The sequence below is a fragment of the Leeuwenhoekiella sp. NPDC079379 genome (assembly GCF_044542075.1).
In the GTDB taxonomy this organism is placed as follows: Bacteria; Bacteroidota; Bacteroidia; order Flavobacteriales; family Flavobacteriaceae; genus Leeuwenhoekiella.
This window is the reverse complement of sequence record NZ_JBITTU010000002.1, coordinates 415,764-436,588: the sequence shown is the minus strand read 5'-3', so window position 1 is coordinate 436,588 and position 20,825 is coordinate 415,764. Positions and strand designations below refer to the sequence as shown.

Here is a 20,825-nt window from a genome sequence, read left to right as displayed (position 1 = left end):
ATTTATATTTAAATCTGATTTTTAGACGCTAACTCATTATTGTAGATTGAAGGTAACTGAAGTTTAAATACAACAGCAAGTGTACGTATTAGAATTACCAAAAACCCCGATATTACCGAATTGATTACCGTGTTAACATCAAAATAATCTAAAAGCACATACATACTCCCTCCCACAATACAAGCGCTCGCATAAATTTCTTTTCTAAAAATCACCGGGATTTCGGTGCATAAAATATCACGCAATACGCCTCCAAAACAAGCTGTAATCGTACCCAAAGCAATGCAAATCACCGGAGCTAAACCTATTAATAAACCCATTTGAACACCGGTAATCGTATATAAGGCAATACCTATCGTATCAAATAAAAATAAAGATTTACGTACGTAACGCAATTGCCTTCTAAAAATAATTGCTACTACTGTTGCAATAAATATTAGATACACAAAAGAGGTATTTAAAATCCAAGTTACTGGTGATTTACCTATTAATAAGTCTCGTAAAGTACCACCACCTACCGAAGTTACAGTTGCAATAATGAGAATCCCAAACAGGTCCATTCGCTTTTTTGTAGCGGTGATAACTCCTGAAATTGCAAAGGCAATAGTTCCTAAAATATCTATAATATCTGCTGCAACACTTTCCATTTATAATTGCGTGTAGTAGTTATAATCTTTGAGTACTCGATCTACAAATTGCAAAGGCTTCTCATCTGGAGTAATTTGCATAGTAGTTGCCAGTTTATCTGCAAGCTTAACAATTACATTATGCTTTCCGCTAAACCGGGATTGATTATAAACCGTTTTAACCTTCTGAATATCTGCATCACTAAAAACAGTTACCTGGGGGTATTTGGGTATGTAATCCTCAGGAATATCTTCTAGCAATGTTTGTCTCAAACTCACTTTTTTATGTTCATTGATGACTGTTGTACCCGCTGCAATGTCTCCTAATCGTTGGCCTTTTCCATTTAATAAAATAGTAAATACTGCAATGCCTCCGCTGGTTAGTGAGATATCTATGGTACGCATTATCCATCTCACAAAATAACTACCAAAACCAGGTTTTGAACCATCAATTTTGACCACTCTCAAATTTAGAGCTGCCTTACCAAACGTACGACCGTTCCAAAAGGCTTCAAGAAATAGAAAATATAAAAAAGCAGGTATGCTAATAATCATAAAAAAAATAGCAACTGATGCCGTGGAGTTACTGTCTATACCAAATGAGGCCAGTATAAATATGGTGAGTACAAAATAGGCAATTAGAATTAGTAAGTCTATTAAATAAGCAAGTATACGCTCCCCTATTCCCGCAACGTTCTGTTGAATGCTTACATTTTGGGCAGTTTCAATTTGAAAGTTATCCATTTATTCTTTTCTTTACTCCTTAAGTTAGATCTGGCAGTAACCGTTACAGATTAAAACTATGTATTAATTGCTTCAGAGATCACTCTGATTTTTAATTTTTTTAAACTAGTTTTCACAAACATTCTTGTCAAAACTGATACTACTAATACCCGTTTTATGCGTGAAGCAGCTTTTGTGAAGCAAAATAAGGATAAATGGTTAAGATTTGAAAACGTTATGGTAGGTAATCAAAATGATTTATCACCTGACGAACTTTCGGCCTTATATCTAGAAGTGACAGATCATTTGAGTTTTGCAAAAACATTTTATCCTCAGAGTAAAACTACCCAGTATCTCAATCATTTAGCGTCACAATCGCACCAGAAAATCTATAAAACTAAGCGGGAATCAAATAAGAGATTTATCACTTTTTTTACCGAAGAATTCCCATTGCTAATGCACCGTTACCAAAAGCATTTACTGTTGTCATTTGCAACATTTATACTATTTGCAATCATCGGAGCTTATAGCGCAGCTACAGATGGTGCTTATGTGCGCAGCATTTTAGGTGATGGTTATGTAAATATGACTTTAGAAAACATGGCCAACAATGATCCAATGCGGGTTTATAAAGAAATGAATGAAACCGAAATGTTTCTAGGCATCACCATAAACAATATTAAAGTTGCGTTGATGGCCTTTATCTTCGGAATTTTATTTTGCGTAGGCTCACTTTTTATGATGATGAAAAACGGAGTAATGCTGGGTTCTTTTCAGTACTTCTTTTATGAAAAAGGAGTTTTATGGGAATCTGTACGCACCATCTGGATTCACGGTACTATAGAAATTTCAGTAATTATTATTGCAGGTGCTGCCGGATTAGTACTTGGTAGCGGAATCCTGTTTCCCAAAACCTATACCCGTTTAGAATCTTTTAAACGCAGTATGAAAGACGGTTTGAAAATCGTGGTGAGTACCATTCCTTTTTTTATAGTTGCAGGATTTCTAGAAGGTTTTGTAACCCGCCATACCGAAATGCCAGACTGGCTCGCTATCTTAATTATTAGTGTTTCTTTGTTACTAATTCTATTTTACTACGTCCTATATCCTCACATCGTTTATAAAAAAAACGCTTAACACATTATGAAAGAACTAATACACTTTAAAAAGCAACGTGAACTAGGTGATATCTTATCTGATACATTTAAATTTTTACGTTTAGAATACAAACCTCTTTTTAAAGCGTTGATGCGTAATGCAGCAATACCTTTTATTATTTTAATAGCTATATCTGCTTATTTCAATACTCTAATATCAGATTTTAGCGAATTAACTTCAGGTAATTTTGATGTTTCAGTAATGCTCTTATCCATCCTGGGGATGTTTATCGCCTTGCTATTTTATTATGCCATTTTGTATGGGACAATTCTCAATTATATTAAACTATATATTAAAAACGACGGTAACGTAAATCCAGATGTGCTAAACACCAATGTTAGAAATTCACTAGGAAATTTAACGGGTCTTTCATTTTTATCTGCAATGCTACTCATGGCAGGTTTTGTGTTATGTATTTTACCCGGCGTTTATATTAGCGTCCCCTTATCCTTAACTTTTGCCATATTGGTTTTTAATGATAAGTCTGCTGTTGACGCAATTTCAGATAGTTTCAGATTAGTTAAAGGCGAATGGTGGATGACATTTGCCACTATTTTAGTTATGGGATTATTACTCTATGTTGCAAACATTGTATTTTCGGTACCTGTTATTATTTATTCTCTGGTTAAAACTTTTACATCTGCAGATCAGATTTCGCAAGGTGATATGTCGAGTATGATCGACTGGGTTTATATCACATTAAATGCTATATCTACTGCTATTCAATACATTTTAGCAGGTGTTTACGCAATAGCTATTGCTTTTATTTATTTCAATCTAAATGAAAAAATAAATCAAACCGGAACTTTTGAAACTATAGACAGTATAGGATCTGACCTTTAATGCAACACCAATCATTTTACATAATAGTTCTCTTTTTTTATTTCTTTAATTTCAGCTTAAAGGCCGAAGTTTTTGATTCTACTCAGGTTTCTAGAGAAATTAGGTACGATGACGGCCTCATTAGCGCAGAGCAATTTGATACCGAAACGCTAGAAAACCTAAAAAATGATGAAGTTTTTAATTACAAAGAGGCTATACCTCCAGATAACCTATGGACACGTTTTAAAATTTGGTTAGACGATTTATGGGATTCTTTTATAAACTGGATTCTTCAAGGCGATGAGGCAACAGGTCTACTGGGTTTTATTGTACGTGTACTTCCCTATTTACTCTTATTAGGTGTAGTTGTTCTGCTGGTCTGGCTATTTTTAAAGATAGATATGGGTGGTTCTGGTTTTAAAAACAACAGCCTAAATAAAGTGATTCTTACAGACGAGCAACAGATCATAGAAACTCAAAATATACAGGATCTTATAGATGATGCGTTGCTTCAAAAAAATTACCAGTTGGCCGTGCGCTATTATTACTTATTGCTTTTACAAAAATTAGCAAATAAAGATATTATAGATTGGCAGGTGCAAAAGACAAATGCCGATTATATATATGAAATAAAAAATCACGAATTGCGTATAGAGTTTACGAAGCTTACCCGTATATATGATTTTATCTGGTACGGTAATTTTGAAGTAAGTGAGTCTGCCTTTAGCAAAGCTGAAAAAGAATTTAAAAAAACAACCGCAACTTTATGACCACACGTTATAAAATACTCGCGGGTATACTTATCCTATCTATAGCGCTTCTAATCGCCGCCGAAGCTTCAAAACCAGAAGAGATAAACTGGTTTCCCGCCTACGGTAAACTAGACAAAATTCCTTTTGGCACTTATGTTTTTTATGATCAGTTAAATACAGTTATAGACGAAGAAAGAATTCAGGAAGTTAATGTACCTCCATTTGAATTCCTGCTAGACAGCACAGTTTCTGGCACCTATTTTTTTGTAAATAGTTCAGTGTATAATGATGAAGCAGAATCCAATAAATTACTTAATTGGGTTGCAAAGGGAAATACCCTTTTTATTGCTGCAAATGCGGTTAGTGAAACTATTTTAGATACTCTTAATTTAAATACAAGTTATTATAACGAGACGAGTACTCTTGAGAAACGCCCGGTTGTCTATTTAAGTAATCCTAAATTAAATAGCAAAACTGCATATCGTTTAAATAAAGATGTAAACACGGTTTTCTTTGATGAGATAGACACGCTACAAACAACTGTTTTAGGAGTATTTCATTTAGCAAATAGTACTAGAAATAAGCTCTTGCTGAAACCTAAAATTAACTTCATAAAAACACCATATAAAGAGGGAACTATAATTATTAATACTTTCCCCGAAGCATATACAAATGTTTTTATGCTAGATAGTATAAATGCAGAATACACTGCAAATACGCTTGCCTATTTACCGGCAAATGGCACAATCTATTTAGATCAGCATTACAAAAACAGTAAAGCGGTTGCGGTATCTCCCTTATTTATAATTTTAAATAACAAATACCTAAAATGGTCGTGGTACACACTTTTGATAACAGCACTCATTTGGGTTTATTTTGAAGGAAAACGCAAGCAGCGCAGCATCCCAGTGATTAAACCGCTTCCTAACAAAACGCTTGATTATACGAGAACCATTGCCGGAATGTATCTAGATAAAAAAGACAACAGGCAAATTGCAATGCATCAGATTAATCATTTTATGGAGTATATACGAAGTACCTTTATACTCGCCACAGATAAAAAAGATCTTGCTTTTATTGAAAATCTCGCTGCAAAAAGTAATGTTTCCGTAGTAGAAATTAAAAATACCATTGACTATATCATAAGCCTCAAACAGAAAGCAGAGATTACTGAAGACGAATTGATACAGTTAAACACTTATATTGAAAACTTTAAAAAACACCATCAGGATGGACGAATCAACTAATTTATCTGATAACATAAACAACGAGACTGCACCTGTGAGGGGCAATCAAAATGACAGTTCAGAAAATTTAGAATTTACAAACCGAATTCCTCTTGAAGGACTTCGAGACGCGGTTGATCAACTAAAAGCAGAGCTGGCTAAAGTAATTATAGGACAGAACGAATTTATAGAATTGCTAATCGTTGCATTACTTTCTGAAGGTCACGTGCTAATTGAAGGGGTTCCCGGTATTGCAAAAACAGTTACCGCTAAGCTTTTTGCAAAAACGCTAAGCACCGCGTTTAGTCGTATTCAATTTACTCCAGATCTGATGCCCAGTGATGTATTGGGAACTTCAGTATTAAATATGAGTACCAGTAATTTTGAATTTAAACACGGCCCTATTTTTTCAAATATTGTACTTATAGACGAGATCAATAGAGCTCCTGCAAAAACACAGGCTGCGCTTTTTGAAGTGATGGAAGAGCGCCAGATTACTATAGACGGTCAAGAATACAGGTTAGATAAACCTTTTATGGTGCTTGCAACGCAAAACCCTATTGAACAAGAAGGAACTTATGCATTACCTGAAGCACAACTAGACCGTTTTCTATTCAAAATAAAAGTTGAATATCCTGATCTTACTGATGAGATTGCGATTTTAAAAAGCCATAATGAACGTAGCACAAGGCAGGAAGCTATCATCAATTCAATACTCTCTCCAGAAAAGCTTGAAGTATATAGAAATCAAATTCGACAAATACGCATTGAAGAAAAGATTTTGAACTACATCGCTTCAATAACGGTAAAATCACGTACCCACCCGCATTTATATTTAGGTGGTTCTCCCCGTGCTTCACTTGCAATAATGAATGCATCAAAAGCATTTGCCGCAATTAATGGAAGAGATTTTGTAACTCCTGAAGATGTTAAAAAAACAGTTACTCCGGTATTGAGACACCGTGTAATTTTATCGCCAGAACGCGAGATGGAAGGTATGACCCCTGAAACGGTAATAGATATGCTTGTTCAATCTGTAGAAGTACCCCGCTAGTGCGCATTATTAAATTTATACAAAGTCTTTATTTAGGAACACGGGTGTTCTATGTTTTATCAGCACTTGTTCTACTCTTCTTGTTCTCCTATTGGGTACACGCTTTATATGCTATTGCGCTCATAGGCCTGTGGCTGGTTTTGCTTGTGGTTGTATTTGATATTTTGACTTTGTATAAAAAGAAGGAAGGAATTTTTGCTACCCGGCAGCTACCCGAAAAGTTTTCGAACAGCGATCTCAATGAAGTACCGCTTACCATACAGAACAAATACAATTTTAAAATTTCATTTTCTGTGATTGATGAGATTCCTGTTCAGTTTCAAAAAAGAGATTTTTTAAAAAAAGGTAGTATTCCTTCTCGCGATCAGGTTTCTATAAATTATAGTTTACGACCCGTAGATCGCGGTGTTTATAATTTTGGGAAACTTAATATCTATGTGAGTTCTCCCCTTAAAATAGTGAAGCGTAGATATACATTTAATAACGGTCAAACTGTAAAAGTATATCCGTCATTTATTCAAATGAAAAAGTATGCCTTTCTGGCTATAGATAATAAATTGACACAATTCGGCTTAAAAAAAATACGGCGCATCGGCCACACGATGGAATTTGAGCAGATAAAAGAATATGTGACAGGAGACGATGTTCGCACCATAAACTGGAAAGCTACTGCAAAGCGTGGCGCATTAATGATTAATCAGTTTCAGGATGAAAAGTCACAACCAGTATATTCTTTAATTGATGCCAGCCGCGTAATGAAAATGCCTTTTAAAGGGCTTACCTTATTAGATTATGCCATAAACAGCACTTTAGCATTTAGCAATATTGCTCTTAAAAAAAATGATAAAACCGGTTTACTAACGTTTAGTAATACTATTCAAAATCACCTCGCAGCAAGTAATAAGAAAACACATTTAAATACGATACTTGAGGTATTGTATGCAATAAATACGCAGTTTTTAGATAGTGATTTTAGCAGGTTGTATGCTGAAGTTAAACGTAAAATCACCCACAGAAGTTTGTTGTTGCTCTATACAAATTTTGAACACATAAGCAGTTTACAACGTCAACTACCCTATCTAAAAGGTTTGGCTAAAAAACACGTATTAGTGGTTGTATTTTTTGAGAACACAGAATTAGAAGACTTAATCACAAAAAAAGCAGAGAACACTCCAGAAATTTATCACAAGACCATAGCTCAAAAGATGGAATATGATAAAAAACTAATGGTAAAAGAACTTGAAAAAAACGGAATACAAACCGTATTGACACGCCCAGAAGATCTTTCTGTAAATACAATTAATAAGTATTTAGAGATAAAAGCCCGCGGAATTCTTTAAGTTAAAAAGTATTCTCAAACTTTGAATTTGAATTTTTTAGTTTTGATAGGAAAGCCCTTATATTTACAGCTTAAATTTTAATTATGATCCAGGTTACTTTGCCAGATGGCAGTGTAAAAGAATTTGAAAGCGGCGTTACACCTTTTGATGTTGCAAACAGTATAAGTGCAGGTCTTGCACGTAATGTTATTTCAGCCAAATATAATACTACCACGGTAGAAACTACAACACCTTTAACAGAGGATGGTTCTTTAGTTCTTTACACCTGGAATGATGACGAAGGCAAAACAGCATTCTGGCATTCTTCTGCGCATATTTTAGCGCAGGCTTTAGAAGAATTATACCCGGGTGTAAAACTAACCATAGGTCCTGCTATAGATAAAGGTTTTTACTATGATGTAGATCTTGGAGCTCAAACTTTAGGAGAAGGTGATTTTAAGAAAATTGAAGATAAAATGCTTGACATTGCTCGCGGAAAACACGAGTTTTCAATGCGTAGTGTTTCAAAAGCAGATGCTTTAGAATTATATAAAAAACAAGACAACCCCTATAAGGTTGAACTTATAGAAAATCTCGAAGACGGTACAATCACTTTTTGTGATCACGACAGCTTTACAGATTTATGCCGCGGCGGTCACTTACCCAATACCGGTTTTGTTAAAGCGGTAAAATTGATGAGTGTTGCCGGAGCTTACTGGAGAGGTGATGAAAAAAACAACCAGTTGACACGTGTTTATGGTATTTCTTTTCCGAAGCAAAAAGATCTTAAAGAATACTTAGAACTTCTTGAAGAAGCTAAAAAACGCGATCATAGAAAACTAGGTAAAGAGTTACAATTATTCACATTTTCTCAAAAAGTAGGACAAGGTCTGCCATTATGGCTGCCTAAAGGTGCCGCTTTGCGTGAGCGCCTTGAAAATTTTTTAAAAGCTGCACAGAAAAAAGCAGGTTATGAAATGGTGGTAACACCACATATAGGACAAAAAGAACTGTATGTTACATCTGGTCACTATGCTAAATACGGTGCAGATAGTTTTCAGCCAATTACTACTCCTGCTGAAGGTGAAGAGTTTCTTCTAAAACCTATGAACTGCCCGCATCACTGTGAGATTTATAATGCTATACAGTGGAGCTATAGAGATTTACCAAAGCGTTTTGCAGAATTTGGTACTGTTTATCGTTACGAGCAGAGTGGTGAATTGCATGGTCTTACCCGTGTTAGAGGTTTTACTCAAGATGATGCACATATTTTTTGTACTCCAGATCAACTTGATGAAGAGTTTATGAAAGTTATAGATCTAGTACTTTATGTATTTGGATCATTGGGCTTTGAAAACTTTACAGCTCAGGTTTCTTTAAGAGATCCTGAAAATAAAGAAAAATACATAGGTTCTGACGAGAATTGGGCAAAAGCAGAAACTGCAATTATAAATGCAGCAAAAGCTAAAAACCTTAATTATGTCATAGAAACCGGTGAGGCAGCGTTTTACGGTCCTAAACTAGACTTTATGGTTAAAGATGCACTAGGACGCAGCTGGCAGCTTGGCACAATACAGGTAGATTATAATCTGCCAGAACGTTTTGAACTTACCTATAAAGGCAGTGACAACGAAGAGCACCGCCCGGTAATGATACACCGTGCCCCTTTTGGAAGTATGGAGCGTTTTATAGCCATTTTACTAGAACATACCGGTGGTAATTTCCCTCTGTGGCTAATGCCTCAACAGGCTATCGTTTTAACACTCAGCGAGAATTACGAGAAATACGCCGAAAATGTTTTAGAATTGTTAGAAAATCACGAAATTCGCGCCACGGTAGATGACCGCGGAGAAACTATGGGTCGTAAGATTCGTGAAGCGGAAATGCAAAAACTACCATTCATGTTGATTATTGGTGAGAAAGAATCTAATGATGGTACGGTTTCTGTACGTAAACATGGTGGTGAGGATTTAGGAACTATGACAGTTGCAGAATTTGCAGAAGTTGTTAATACCGAAATCAACAAATCACTAAAGAAATTTGAAGTTTAATTAAAAAGATATAGCCATAGCAATACGTAGAAAAAGATCAAGAGGACCCATGAGGGTTCAGAAGACAGACCAACACCTTATCAATCAAAAGATACGTGCTCGAGAAGTACGACTTGTAGGAGATAATGTAGAAATGGGGGTTTATCCCACCAGTAAGGCACAAGAAATCGCAGATGAGCAGGAATTAGATTTGGTTGAAATATCGCCAAATGCAGAGCCTCCTGTTTGTAAAGTGATGGATTATAAAAAGTTCGTTTACGAGCAGAAGAAACGTGAGAAGGTCATGAAGGCCAAAGCGTCAAAAGTAGTCGTAAAGGAAATCAGATTTGGGCCTAATACAGATGATCACGACTACGAGTTTAAAAAGAAACACGCAATTAAGTTCCTTGAAGAAGGTTCTAAATTAAAAGCGTACGTTTTCTTTAAAGGTCGCTCAATAATCTATAAAGATCAGGGTCAAATATTGCTCTTGCGTCTCGCTCAGGAACTTGAAGATTACGGCAAAGTAGAACAGATGCCAAAATTAGAAGGTAAAAGAATGATTATGTTCTTAGCTCCTAAGAAAGCAAGCAAATAAGCAGTCATTACGACACATTGAAATAAAATCCCGACCTGAGAAGGCCGGGATTGTTTTGATTTAAAAGATCAAGACAAAACGAATAAGCGGATTAATTAAATAAACTAGGAATTATGCCTAAAATGAAAACAAAAGGCAGTGCTAAAAAGCGTTTTAAGCTTACCGGTACTGGTAAAATCAAAAGAAAGCATGCGTTTAAGAGTCACATCTTGACTAAAAAGTCTAAGAAACGTAAGCTTGCATTAACTCACGATACTATCGTTCACAAAGCTGACGAGAATAACGTGAAAATTATGTTACGTCTTAAATAAGAACGTAACCGGTTCAATTATTTTTATAAACCCTGGAGTTAGGCAAAACACTAAATAAAATGTTTTAAAAGTGGTATTTAATACCCGCCTGCTACAAAAACAATTAAATTATGCCAAGATCAGTAAATTCAGTTGCTTCTAGAGCCCGAAGAAAAAAGGTATTGAAGCAAGCCAAAGGTTACTTTGGAAGACGTAAAAACGTCTACACAGTTGCAAAAAATGCGGTTGACAAAGCAATGCTATATGCATATCGCGACCGTCGCCAAAAGAAAAGAAATTTCCGTGCTTTATGGATTACTCGTATTAATGCGGGTGTACGTTTACACGGTATGTCTTATTCTCAGTTTATGGGTAAAGTGAAGACTGCAAACATCGAGCTTAACCGTAAGGTTTTAGCAGATTTAGCAATGAATCACCCAGAAGCTTTTGAAGCAATCGTAAATAAAGTAAAATAAGGCTAACGCCTAATTAACAATATTCCGCTTATAACGAAAAAGCCCAATCAGAAATGATTGGGCTTTTTTATATTTAAGATTTTGGAAATATTAAATCTAATTGAACTCAATAAGCTTTGTAATACTAGCTAAATGTTCAAGATTTCCATCAATAACACTTTAAGCTTAGATACCCATAACAATAAATATACAGCTTGTTAGAGCTTTTATTATTGTATTTAAACGAGAGAAAAGCCCCCTGACTTCCGTAATTATCTGTAGGTACGTATCTATAATAGATTTATTGTCAGAATTTAAATGCTCACTACCTGTCTTAAAATCACCAAAACAAACAACGTTGCTTATCGTTGTATTTAATTTTTTAATACTCCTGAAGTATTATTTTTCATGTCACCAGAAACTTCTACCACAATCTCTTCTAAATCCTTTCCGTATTTAATTATATATGAAGCTTTATTATAGTATCCTGAAGAAATAGGATCTTGTACATAATTAAACTTATTTTCTACGTATTGAGTGATATATCCCGCATCTGCTGCACTATAAAGACTCTCTGCTGCTGCCAAACGTAATAACGTATCAAATGTAATGTCGTACCCTCTTACCGCATAACTACTAGGTGCATAGCCATATTTTGAAGTGTATGCTTTTATGAAATTCTCATGTTTAAAATCATATTCTCTATCAACTGAAGGAAAGTGAAAATTTAATTTCATCAATGTAATGTTAGACACATCATCACTCTCGTATGCTGAACCTTTATCTGTTGTTAACAGCGTAATTGCACTGTTAGATAACTGCGTACTTAAAGTTGTTGTGATGTTACTTATTAGTGCAATATCATTTGATTCAAGAATTACCCAATTTTCTATTGTACGTGATATTTTTGAGACTAAATCACTAGACCTTATATAGTAACCATTCCCACTACTTCTGGGAGTTACAATTTTTGCATCAGGATATAAAGAAAGTATTCGCTCTTTAGTACTTAAGTTTTTAGAGTCTGCAACCACAATTATATTTTTTCCTTTCCCGTCTTGCTTTATAAAACTAAGCATTTGTTCTTTTAATATCTTGTCATCAGGACGCGATTGAAACAAGTTTGCACTCATTGTCAGAGAAGGTACTATGGGTGATACAACGGGAATTGCTCTTGCTCTTAATAATGAAGACGTTTTTTCAACATTTGAGGTAAGCAATGGCCCAATGACCGCGTTCATCTTATCAAAATCTTTACGATTCACTATTTCTTCAATCTTGCGATCATTACTAGCCTTACCTGCAGAACGTGAATATTCGGTATCATAAACATAGAGATTAGAAGATATACCTAGGGCCTTAGCAGAATCTACAGCCATCAATGACCCACTATAAAAATCTAATGCTATGTTCATAACACGGTCAGATTTTAAAGCGCTTTTATTCAACTCTTCAGAGTCTACCTGTGCACTTCCCAAATTAAAGGGAAGCATAACAGCGATATTCTTTACAGACAAATTCTTTAAGTTATTGGCTAAGTTTATAGCTCCACCGGTCGCATTTACTTGTATCTCATTTGTGAGTTTAGATTTTGGTAAAGTCAATACCATCCCACTTTTGAGACCATCTTTCAAAGAAGGATTGAGAGTAGTAAGTTGCTCCTCAGTCATACCCCATCTTTGTGTTAACCTAAATAAAGTTTCTTTTGGTTTTACTTCATAGAAGCCATATTTACTGTCTTCAATAACCGCATCATTTGTATAGGCTTTATCTGGCACATTGACAATGTCTCCTATTTGTAAGCCATCTACAATATTTGGATTCAAGTTTTCTAACTCTGCTACAGAAATACCATACATTGACGCCAAACCGTATTTAGTTTCCTTAGGTTTTACAATGTGTTTTCTATTTGTAGAAGTTGGTTTTGAAATCTCAGTAACTGCAGAAGAATTAGAACCAGGTTTTAAAATTTTAATTGTCTCTCCGTTTCTTAATTCTGCACTGTATAAATGCTGGTTGTACCGTTTAATTGTAGATTCTGCAACTTCGTATTTTTTAGAAAGATTGTAGAGGGTTTCCCCTTTTTGTACAGTATGAAAAATAAATTTCTCATTTTCACTGTTATTTGATACTGTAGTATCAGTGTTTCCGCCAGGTAATATTAAAACCAAGCCTGGGTACAGCTGCTTTTTTGCTTCTGGGTTAAGACGATAAATCTCATAAACGGTAACATTGTATTTATTTGCAATACTAGATACAGTTTCTCCCTGAGCTACACGGTGACTTGAGTAAGTTTGCTGGCCTATACTTGAACAGCTAAATACAACGAAAATGAAAATAAATAATATGGTTACATTTCTCATTATTGGGCTTTATTATAAAAGGGATTCTAAGTTAAAACTCAAAACCCCATTATTAATTTAAATTTAAAGTATAAGTATCTGAAAATATGAACACTGAAAACAGCTTAAATCACAAATCAATTTTAATATTCAACGGTAAAAAACCTTATACTTCATAAGTGCAGAATATTGAACAAAATAGATTTTATTATTCCCACTCAATAGTTGCAGGTGGTTTAGAGCTGATGTCATAGACTACTCTATTAACGCCCTTAACCTTATTTATTATATCATTAGAGACCTTTTGTAAAAAATTATAGGGAAGGTTAACCCAGTCTGCTGTCATACCGTCTGTACTTTCTACAGCGCGTAATGCAACACACTTCTCATAAGTACGCTCATCACCCATTACCCCAACAGAGTCTACCGGCAATAAAATAGCGCCGGCCTGCCACACCTTATCATATAAATCCCACTCTCGTAGACTAATAATAAAAACAGCGTCAACTTCTTGTAAAATTCTAACCTTCTCAGGAGTAATGTCTCCTAGAATACGTATTGCTAAACCTGGTCCCGGAAAAGGATGTCTTCCTAATAAGGCAGGACTCATATCCATACTGGCACCCACTCTGCGCACTTCATCTTTAAAAAGCATTCGCAACGGTTCTACAACTTGAAGCTTCATAAAATCTGGCAAACCGCCTACATTATGATGTGATTTTATAGTTGCCGATGGTCCGCCCGTTGCAGAAACCGACTCAATCACATCTGGATATATGGTACCTTGAGCAAGCCACTTTGCATTCTCTACCTGATGTGATTCGTCATCAAAAACGTCAATAAAAACACGTCCTATAGTTTTTCTCTTCTCTTCAGGATCACTTTTACCAGCTAATGCGTCAAGAAAACGGTCTGAAGCGTCAACCCCTTTTACGTTAAGCCCCATCCCCTCGTATTGTTTCAATACATCTTGAAACTCATTTTTACGTAGCAGACCATTATTTACAAAAATACAGTGTAAGTTTGCTCCTATCGCCTTATGTAAAAGCATGGCAGCTACAGAACTATCTACACCGCCAGAAAGACCTAGTATCACTTTATCTGACCCTATTTTCTTTTGAAGTTGTTCTACAGTGCTCTCAACAAAACTATCTGGTGTCCAGCTTTGCTCAACCTGAGCGATGTTTACCAGAAAATTTTCAAGAATTTGTTTTCCGTCTGTAGAATGATAAACCTCCGGGTGAAATTGAATAGCGTAGGTATCCTCATCTTTCAACTTATATGCCGCGTTCTCTACATCATGCGTACTTGCTAATAGGACAGCTCCTTCGGGCAAACGTTTTATAGTATCGCTATGGCTCATCCATACCTGGCTGCCTAAATTAACACCTTCAAAAAAAGCTTCATCTTCTTTAATCATAGAAAGATTAGCTCGACCGTACTCACGTGTATTTGACTGCCCCACTTCTCCACCATGAAAATGTGCAAGGTATTGGGCACCGTAACAAACCCCAAGAAGTGGTTTTTTACCGCGTATATTAGTCAAATCAGGGTGGGGCGCATCTGCTGCCCGTACTGAAGAAGGTGAGCCAGATAGTATCACAGCCTTATAACTGCTTAAGTCTTCTGGTAATTTGTTGAAAGGTTTGATTTCGCAGAAAATATTGAGTTCACGTATGCGTCTAGCAATAAGTTGTGTATACTGCGAACCGAAATCTAAAATGAGTACGTTATTTTGCATAGGCAAAAATAGTATTTCTATCTATTTTGACTACTTCAATTTATATTCAAATTTTAGATAAAATGAACTTGTTTTAAAACTTCAATAGTAATGCCGTCATCAGATACAAATAAGCTTGTCGTTGTATTATTATTTTTAGGAAGAATCTTAACACTGAGGCTTATAAGCAGATGAAAATTAAGTAATTATCGTTAAAACAATTTTTTTTTAATATAATTAAGTCTGAAAATTCAATACAATTTTTTGCAATATTATTAGGATAATTCCTATTTAAAAGAATAAAATTATATAATATTGGTTTTTAGACGTTAAAAATCAATATATCGCTAAAAATATAACTAAAAACAATACAAAGAATATAAATCATATCTTTACAGTATCTATTAAATTAAAGTTCCCTAAACCTTAAGAAAATGTCTATATCTAAGCAACTAAAATTATTACGAGAACGTTCTGCATTATCACAAAAGAAAGTGGCTACTGAGCTTGGTATCACCCAAGGTGCCTATTCTTTAATTGAAAATGGACAAAACTCAATTACGACAGAACACCTTCTAACTTTAAGTAAACTATACAGCGTTCCTACAGACCGTATTTTAAAAGGCTCTCACAATTCTATTATGATGAGTTCGTCTAACGGTTTTGTTCCACTTATTAACGTAGAAGCTCGCGCTGGTTTTATTGAAAATAGAGATAATGAGCAGTGGATGTCTACCCTAGACATGTTTAAATTACCAGGTTACGAGCCTGCTGAAGGACAGAAACTATTTGAAGTTGAAGGAGACAGTATGATGCCTACTTTAATGCACGGTGACATTCTAATAACGCAGCACGCAGATGATTTAACTGAAATTCTTGATGGTTCTGTTGCGGTAATTGTTACACCAAAATCTGTACTCACAAAACGTATTAAAAAAGATTTAGCGAACGACGCAGTTATTTTAATTAGTGACAATAGTAAATATGAGAGTATAAGCTATGAGCTCAATAATATTCTTGAAATTCTGGTTGTACGCGGCAAAATAACAAGTTCACTTAATGTGATTGATATGGATGCTAATAAAAGAGTGCAACATTTAGAAAGTCAGGTAGATAAACTACAAAGCGATATGAGTAAGCTTATAGAGAAAATAAGCAAAATCGTATAAAAATATTGATACGAAATATTCTATAAAACAAAAAACCGGTCATAGACCGGTTTTTTTATTCTATTGAAAGACATTAGTTAATATACAACTCTACCTTCAGGTAAAGAGCCTGTATTTAATCCCATAGTATTAATATTTGGTCTAACACCATTATTTGCTGTACCACTTAAAGGTTGCAAGAAAAAAGGAGTATTTAAATCATTATCATCAGCTGGTTCAATTGATATAAAAACTCTTTTAGATATTAAATTTGGTTCAACATTGATATTATAAGCTAACGCTAAAAGACCTGTATCTAAAAAATCTTCTCCAGGAAAATTTGGGTCTGCTAATGGTCCTCCAAAACGTGAGGTCTCATCTGTAGTATTTGTTCTTGTAAATTTACCAGTAGACAAATTTTTCATTTCTCCAGAAGCATTAGGCACAGTAACCCAACCTTCATATTTCCACCCTGCTGGCAATGTAGGTAGATCTAAACCTGCAGTTCCATTAGTCGCATTAAAAAAGTAAACTCCACTCTGCTCATTATTGGCATTGCTATCTGTTGGGGTTTGTAATGTGAATACACCCGATGAACCTACGAAATCACCTATGCCTTCCTTAGAATTTAAAGAAGCTGAATTACCTCCAAAGTTTCCGCTAAGAATAATCGAATTACTTATTTCAGGGCTATCTCCAGTACTTTTTTCTACACTAATTTTAAATTTTGTGGCAGAAGTTATTTGAGATGTGGGAGCAGAAAAACTTTTAGGTACATTAACATCTGTGAATCTTCCTAAAGAAATATCTTGACCATCTACTGTAATCCAAGCTTGATATTCTGCATTTGTCCCTAATCTTTCAAGGCCTGTAAGCGATGTTATAGTGATGTCAGATCGTTGTACTGAATCATCATCACCTGAACAAGAAGCTAATAATGCTGCTGCTGTTAATAGTCCTAGAAATTTAATTTTTTTCATATCTATGTTTTTGTTTTAAGTTGTTTTTATGGTAACGCAAATAGCGTACAAAAATTTCAATAAAAAAACCAAACCGCCATAAAGCGGTTTGGTTTTAATAAATATTTAATAAAATGATTAAGCGTTTTGCTTTTTAATAAGATTAAGAGCAGAACCCTCACGATACCAAGCTATTTGAGCATCATTATATGTATGATTTGCTATAACTGTATCTTTGCTTCCATCTGCGTGAGTAACTTCAATAGTTAACGGCTTGTCTGGAGCAAATGATTCAATATCAACAAAGCTAAATGTATCATCTTCTTGAATTAAATCATAATCACTTTCATTAGCAAAAGTTAAACCTAACATACCTTGTTTTTTAAGGTTTGTCTCGTGAATACGAGCAAAAGACTTAACTATAACTGCAGCAACACCTAAAAATCGAGGCTCCATAGCTGCGTGCTCACGAGAAGAACCTTCACCGTAGTTGTGATCACCCACAACAATAGTTTTTATTCCTTCAGCTTTGTATTCTCTTTGCGTATCAGGAACTCCACCATATTCATTAGTGAGTTGATTTTTTACAAAGTTTGTTTTCTTATTATATGCGTTAACAGCTCCTATTAAACAGTTATTAGATATATTATCTAAGTGACCTCTGTAACGCAACCAAGGTCCCGCCATTGAAATGTGATCTGTAGTACATTTACCAAAGGCTTTAATAAGTAACTTAACCTCTTTTAATTCAGAATCCTGAATAGGTGTAAAAGGTTCTAGCAATTGCAAACGCTCGCTATCTTCTGCTACTTTCACACTTACAGAGCTGCCGTCTTCAGTAGGCGCAAGATAACCGTTTTCATCTACAGCAAATCCTTTTGGCGGAAGCTCTAAACCTACCGGTATATCTAATTTCACCTGTTGACCATCTTCATTCAACAATGTATCATTCATAGGATCAAAATCCAATCTACCTGAAATTGCAATAGCAGCAACCATTTCTGGCGAACCTACAAATGCGTGGGTATTAGGATTTCCATCAGCACGTTTTGAGAAGTTACGGTTAAATGAATGCACAATTGTGTTTTTCTCATCACCCTTGCGATCGCTACGATCCCATTGTCCAATACAAGGACCACAAGCATTTGTAAATATCGTTGCTCCTAAGTTTTCAAAAACCTGAAGCAAACCATCACGCTCTGCAGTAAAACGAATTTGCTCAGAACCCGGGTTAATACCAAAATCACTCTTAGGCTTTAATTTTTTATCTATCGCCTGTTGTGCAATTGAAGCAGCTCTTGATAAATCTTCATAAGAAGAGTTTGTACAAGAACCTATAAGTCCCCAATCTACTTTTAAAGGCCAGTCATTTTTCTTTGCTTTTTCTCCTAACTCACCTACCGGTGTAGCTAAATCTGGAGTAAAAGGACCATTAAGGTGTGGTCTTAATTCTGAAAGGTTAATTTCTATTACTTCATCAAAGTACTGCTCAGGGTTTGCATACACTTCATCATCACCTGTTAAGTACTCTCTGATTTCATTTGCTGCATCAGCGACATCGGCGCGGTCCGTAGCGCGTAAAAAACGCTCCATAGAATCATCATATCCAAAAGTTGAAGTAGTTGCTCCTATCTCTGCACCCATATTACAAATAGTACCCTTACCTGTTGCAGAAAGATTTTTAGCTCCAGGGCCAAAATATTCTACAATAGCACCGGTTCCTCCTTTAACAGTAAGAATACCTGCAACTTTTAGAATAACGTCTTTAGAAGCAGTCCACCCGTTTAATTCACCGGTTAATTTAACTCCTATAAGTTTAGGGAATTTAAGTTCCCAGGCCATACCCGCCATTACATCAACGGCATCTGCACCACCTACACCTATAGCAACCATACCCAGACCACCGGCATTTACCGTATGACTATCTGTACCTATCATCATACCTCCGGGGAAAGCATAATTTTCTAGAACTACCTGGTGAATAATACCTGCACCCGGTTTCCAGAAACCAATACCGTATTTATTTGAAACAGATTCTAAGAAGTCAAAAACTTCATTACTTGTTTCATTAGCATGTTTTAAATCTTTTTTTGCACCTTGTTTAGCTTGTATTAAGTGATCACAATGTACTGTGGTAGGAACTGCAACATTTTTCTTTCCGGCTTGCATAAATTGCAATAATGCCATTTGTGCTGTAGCATCCTGGCAAGCGATACGATCTGGAGCAAAATCTACGTAGTCTTTGCCACGCACAAATGCTTTCTCAGTTTTACCGTCCCAAAGGTGAGAGTATAATATTTTTTCTGCCAATGTTAAAGGCTTACCGGTAAGTTCACGAGCAGCATCTACGCGCTCTTTTACATTACTGTAAACCGATTTGATCATATCAATATCAAATGCCATATCTAAATTTTAGTTAAATGAATATGTATAAAAATAACGCTCGAAAGCGGAAGGAAAAATACGAAAAAGCCTGCAAAATAAGAAGTATTTCAGGAGATTAAGCTGTATTGAATAAATATCAGAAATATTTAAATTTTGATAGATATATAACGATATCGTTGATTGATTTTAAGAATTAGATAGTTACAGAGATGAAGTCTTCAAAACCCACCATATTTTAACTATTTAGAGTCAATCTATATTATATTACAGTAACGTATTTATGATAGCATTTAAAGTTAATCCTTCTGCTTCTGCCTTATAATTTTTAATTAGCCTATGTCCTAATATTCCTTGAGCAACAGCCTGAACATTCTCTATGTCTGGAGAATATTTTCCTTGCATCGCAGCATGTGTTTTTGCAGCCAGAATTAAATTTTGAGAAGCTCGTGGTCCTGCTCCCCAATCTATATAATCTTTTACAATTTGCGGAGCGGCATCAGAATTAGGTCGTGTTTTAGCTACGAGTTTTACAGCGTATTCAATAACATTATCTGCTACAGGAATACGACGTATTAATTGTTGATAACTCACTATGTCCTCTGCAGTAAATAACGGATTTATAGAAACTTTATGGTTTGCAGTGGTCGCTTTCACTATAGAAACCTCTTCCTCGTAAGTAGGATACGATAAGTTAATTGCAAACATAAAGCGGTCTAATTGCGCTTCAGGCAGCGGGTATGTGCCCTCTTGTTCTATAGGGTTTTGAGTTGCCAATACAAAGTATGGAGCATCTAAAGCATACTGTTTACCTGCAACAGTTACCGCTTTTTCTTGCATAGCTTCAAGTAACGCCGCCTGTGTTTTAGGTGGTGTCCTATTAATCTCATCTGCAAGAATAATATTTGAGAAAACAGGACCTTTTAAAAATTTAAATGTTCGGTTTTCGTCTAGTATTTCAGAGCCTACAATATCACTAGGCATTAAATCTGGTGTAAATTGAATACGTTTAAAATCTAATCCTAAAGCTTGAGCGACGGTATTTACCATTAACGTCTTTGCCAGTCCTGGTACACCAATTAAAAGTGCGTGACCTCCGGAAAAAATGGAAATTATAATTTGCTCTACAACTTCATCCTGACCAATAATAATTCTACTTATTTCCTTTTTTAGATCTTTAAAACGAACAACAAGTGTATCTATAGCCTTTACATCAGACAT

18 protein-coding genes are annotated in these 20,825 nt (G+C 35.3%); 11 read left to right on the top strand and 7 right to left on the bottom strand.

The genetic code is table 11. The features are described from left to right. Positions 1 to 8: 8 nt before the first annotated feature. Together ACIGAM_RS05275 and ACIGAM_RS05270 are read right to left on the bottom strand one after the other, a co-directional pair. Entirely contained in the window at positions 9 to 647 is a 639-nt protein-coding gene (locus tag ACIGAM_RS05275; protein ID WP_396510411.1) for a trimeric intracellular cation channel family protein, read from the bottom strand. Then, a complete protein-coding gene (locus ACIGAM_RS05270; protein ID WP_396510410.1) occupies positions 648 to 1,370 on the bottom strand; it encodes an RDD family protein in 723 nt (240 codons plus the stop codon). Between the two features lie 156 nt (positions 1,371 to 1,526). Between ACIGAM_RS05270 and ACIGAM_RS05265 the strand changes: the two genes are divergently transcribed. The 10 genes from ACIGAM_RS05265 to rplT all read left to right on the top strand — a co-directional run bounded on the left by ACIGAM_RS05265 (position 1,527) and on the right by rplT (position 11,074). Continuing rightward, positions 1,527 to 2,486, top strand: a complete 960-nt coding sequence (locus ACIGAM_RS05265) for a stage II sporulation protein M (RefSeq protein WP_396510409.1) — start codon at positions 1,527 to 1,529, stop codon at positions 2,484 to 2,486. 6 nt (positions 2,487 to 2,492) lie between these two features. Then, positions 2,493 to 3,350 carry a hypothetical protein gene (locus ACIGAM_RS05260; RefSeq protein WP_396510408.1) on the top strand — a complete coding sequence of 286 codons (858 nt, stop codon included), beginning with the start codon at positions 2,493 to 2,495 and terminating at the stop codon, positions 3,348 to 3,350. Continuing rightward, positions 3,350 to 4,099: a DUF4129 domain-containing protein gene (locus tag ACIGAM_RS05255; RefSeq protein ID WP_396510407.1), complete on the top strand. Its 750-nt coding sequence runs from the start codon at positions 3,350 to 3,352 to the stop codon at positions 4,097 to 4,099. The genes ACIGAM_RS05260 and ACIGAM_RS05255 overlap by 1 nt, the downstream gene beginning before the upstream one ends. Next, a complete protein-coding gene (locus ACIGAM_RS05250) occupies positions 4,096 to 5,328 on the top strand; it encodes a DUF4350 domain-containing protein (protein WP_396510406.1) in 1,233 nt (410 codons plus the stop codon). The genes ACIGAM_RS05255 and ACIGAM_RS05250 overlap by 4 nt, the downstream gene beginning before the upstream one ends. Beyond that, complete coding sequence (locus tag ACIGAM_RS05245; protein ID WP_396510405.1) at positions 5,312 to 6,361, top strand: AAA family ATPase; 1,050 nt, start codon at positions 5,312 to 5,314, stop codon at positions 6,359 to 6,361. Before ACIGAM_RS05250 ends, ACIGAM_RS05245 begins: the two co-directional genes overlap by 17 nt. A 5-nt stretch (positions 6,362 to 6,366) precedes the next feature. Further along, positions 6,367 to 7,701: a DUF58 domain-containing protein gene (locus tag ACIGAM_RS05240; protein ID WP_396510552.1), complete on the top strand. Its 1,335-nt coding sequence runs from the start codon at positions 6,367 to 6,369 to the stop codon at positions 7,699 to 7,701. Positions 7,702 to 7,784: 83 nt separating this feature from the next. Next, positions 7,785 to 9,731: a threonine--tRNA ligase gene (gene thrS, locus ACIGAM_RS05235; protein WP_396510404.1), complete on the top strand. Its 1,947-nt coding sequence runs from the start codon at positions 7,785 to 7,787 to the stop codon at positions 9,729 to 9,731. 49 nt (positions 9,732 to 9,780) lie between these two features. Then, positions 9,781 to 10,308 carry a translation initiation factor IF-3 gene (gene infC / locus ACIGAM_RS05230; RefSeq protein ID WP_051621242.1) on the top strand — a complete coding sequence of 176 codons (528 nt, stop codon included), beginning with the start codon at positions 9,781 to 9,783 and terminating at the stop codon, positions 10,306 to 10,308. Between the two features lie 113 nt (positions 10,309 to 10,421). After that, positions 10,422 to 10,619 (top strand): 50S ribosomal protein L35, encoded by a 198-nt coding sequence (gene rpmI, locus ACIGAM_RS05225; RefSeq protein WP_028375526.1) that lies wholly within the window; start codon positions 10,422 to 10,424, stop codon positions 10,617 to 10,619. 110 nt (positions 10,620 to 10,729) lie between these two features. After that, positions 10,730 to 11,074: a 50S ribosomal protein L20 gene (gene rplT, locus ACIGAM_RS05220; RefSeq protein WP_396510403.1), complete on the top strand. Its 345-nt coding sequence runs from the start codon at positions 10,730 to 10,732 to the stop codon at positions 11,072 to 11,074. 353 nt (positions 11,075 to 11,427) lie between these two features. Here the strand turns inward: rplT and ACIGAM_RS05215 are convergent, their stop codons facing one another. Then, positions 11,428 to 13,416, bottom strand: coding sequence for a LysM peptidoglycan-binding domain-containing protein (locus tag ACIGAM_RS05215; RefSeq protein ID WP_396510402.1), 1,989 nt, complete (start codon positions 13,414 to 13,416; stop codon positions 11,428 to 11,430). Positions 13,417 to 13,603: 187 nt separating this feature from the next. Further along, positions 13,604 to 15,136 (bottom strand): glutamine-hydrolyzing GMP synthase, encoded by a 1,533-nt coding sequence (gene guaA, locus ACIGAM_RS05210; RefSeq protein ID WP_396510401.1) that lies wholly within the window; start codon positions 15,134 to 15,136, stop codon positions 13,604 to 13,606. 413 nt (positions 15,137 to 15,549) lie between these two features. Here guaA and ACIGAM_RS05205 point away from each other — a divergent pair, with 413 nt between their 5' ends. Further along, a complete protein-coding gene (locus ACIGAM_RS05205) occupies positions 15,550 to 16,284 on the top strand; it encodes an XRE family transcriptional regulator (protein WP_396510400.1) in 735 nt (244 codons plus the stop codon). 77 nt (positions 16,285 to 16,361) lie between these two features. Here ACIGAM_RS05205 and ACIGAM_RS05200 read toward each other — a convergent pair whose 3' ends face one another. The 3 genes from ACIGAM_RS05200 to ACIGAM_RS05190 form a co-directional block, all read right to left on the bottom strand. Continuing rightward, positions 16,362 to 17,243, bottom strand: a complete 882-nt coding sequence (locus ACIGAM_RS05200; RefSeq protein ID WP_396510399.1) for an anti-sigma factor — start codon at positions 17,241 to 17,243, stop codon at positions 16,362 to 16,364. Positions 17,244 to 17,360: 117 nt separating this feature from the next. Then, positions 17,361 to 19,625, bottom strand: coding sequence for an aconitate hydratase (locus ACIGAM_RS05195; RefSeq protein ID WP_396510398.1), 2,265 nt, complete (start codon positions 19,623 to 19,625; stop codon positions 17,361 to 17,363). Between the two features lie 246 nt (positions 19,626 to 19,871). Then, entirely contained in the window at positions 19,872 to 20,825 is a 954-nt protein-coding gene (locus ACIGAM_RS05190; protein ID WP_396510397.1) for an AAA family ATPase, read from the bottom strand.

Excerpts from the sequence above, each read along its gene's own strand:
- ACIGAM_RS05275 (WP_396510411.1), bottom strand. The coding sequence starts at position 647 with ATGGAAAGTGTTGCAGCAGATATTATAGATATTTTAGGAACTATTGCC.
- ACIGAM_RS05270 (WP_396510410.1), bottom strand. The coding sequence starts at position 1,370 with ATGGATAACTTTCAAATTGAAACTGCCCAAAATGTAAGCATTCAACAG.
- ACIGAM_RS05265 (WP_396510409.1), top strand. The coding sequence starts at position 1,527 with ATGCGTGAAGCAGCTTTTGTGAAGCAAAATAAGGATAAATGGTTAAGA.
- ACIGAM_RS05260 (WP_396510408.1), top strand. The coding sequence starts at position 2,493 with ATGAAAGAACTAATACACTTTAAAAAGCAACGTGAACTAGGTGATATC.
- ACIGAM_RS05255 (WP_396510407.1), top strand. The coding sequence starts at position 3,350 with ATGCAACACCAATCATTTTACATAATAGTTCTCTTTTTTTATTTCTTT.
- ACIGAM_RS05250 (WP_396510406.1), top strand. The coding sequence starts at position 4,096 with ATGACCACACGTTATAAAATACTCGCGGGTATACTTATCCTATCTATA.
- ACIGAM_RS05245 (WP_396510405.1), top strand. The coding sequence starts at position 5,312 with ATGGACGAATCAACTAATTTATCTGATAACATAAACAACGAGACTGCA.
- thrS (WP_396510404.1), top strand. The coding sequence starts at position 7,785 with ATGATCCAGGTTACTTTGCCAGATGGCAGTGTAAAAGAATTTGAAAGC.
- infC (WP_051621242.1), top strand. The coding sequence starts at position 9,781 with ATGAGGGTTCAGAAGACAGACCAACACCTTATCAATCAAAAGATACGT.
- rpmI (WP_028375526.1), top strand. The coding sequence starts at position 10,422 with ATGCCTAAAATGAAAACAAAAGGCAGTGCTAAAAAGCGTTTTAAGCTT.
- rplT (WP_396510403.1), top strand. The coding sequence starts at position 10,730 with ATGCCAAGATCAGTAAATTCAGTTGCTTCTAGAGCCCGAAGAAAAAAG.
- ACIGAM_RS05215 (WP_396510402.1), bottom strand. The coding sequence starts at position 13,416 with ATGAGAAATGTAACCATATTATTTATTTTCATTTTCGTTGTATTTAGC.
- guaA (WP_396510401.1), bottom strand. The coding sequence starts at position 15,136 with ATGCAAAATAACGTACTCATTTTAGATTTCGGTTCGCAGTATACACAA.
- ACIGAM_RS05205 (WP_396510400.1), top strand. The coding sequence starts at position 15,550 with ATGTCTATATCTAAGCAACTAAAATTATTACGAGAACGTTCTGCATTA.
- ACIGAM_RS05200 (WP_396510399.1), bottom strand. The coding sequence starts at position 17,243 with ATGAAAAAAATTAAATTTCTAGGACTATTAACAGCAGCAGCATTATTA.
- ACIGAM_RS05195 (WP_396510398.1), bottom strand. The coding sequence starts at position 19,625 with ATGGCATTTGATATTGATATGATCAAATCGGTTTACAGTAATGTAAAA.
- ACIGAM_RS05190 (WP_396510397.1), bottom strand. The coding sequence starts at position 20,825 with ATGTCTGATGTAAAGGCTATAGATACACTTGTTGTTCGTTTTAAAGAT.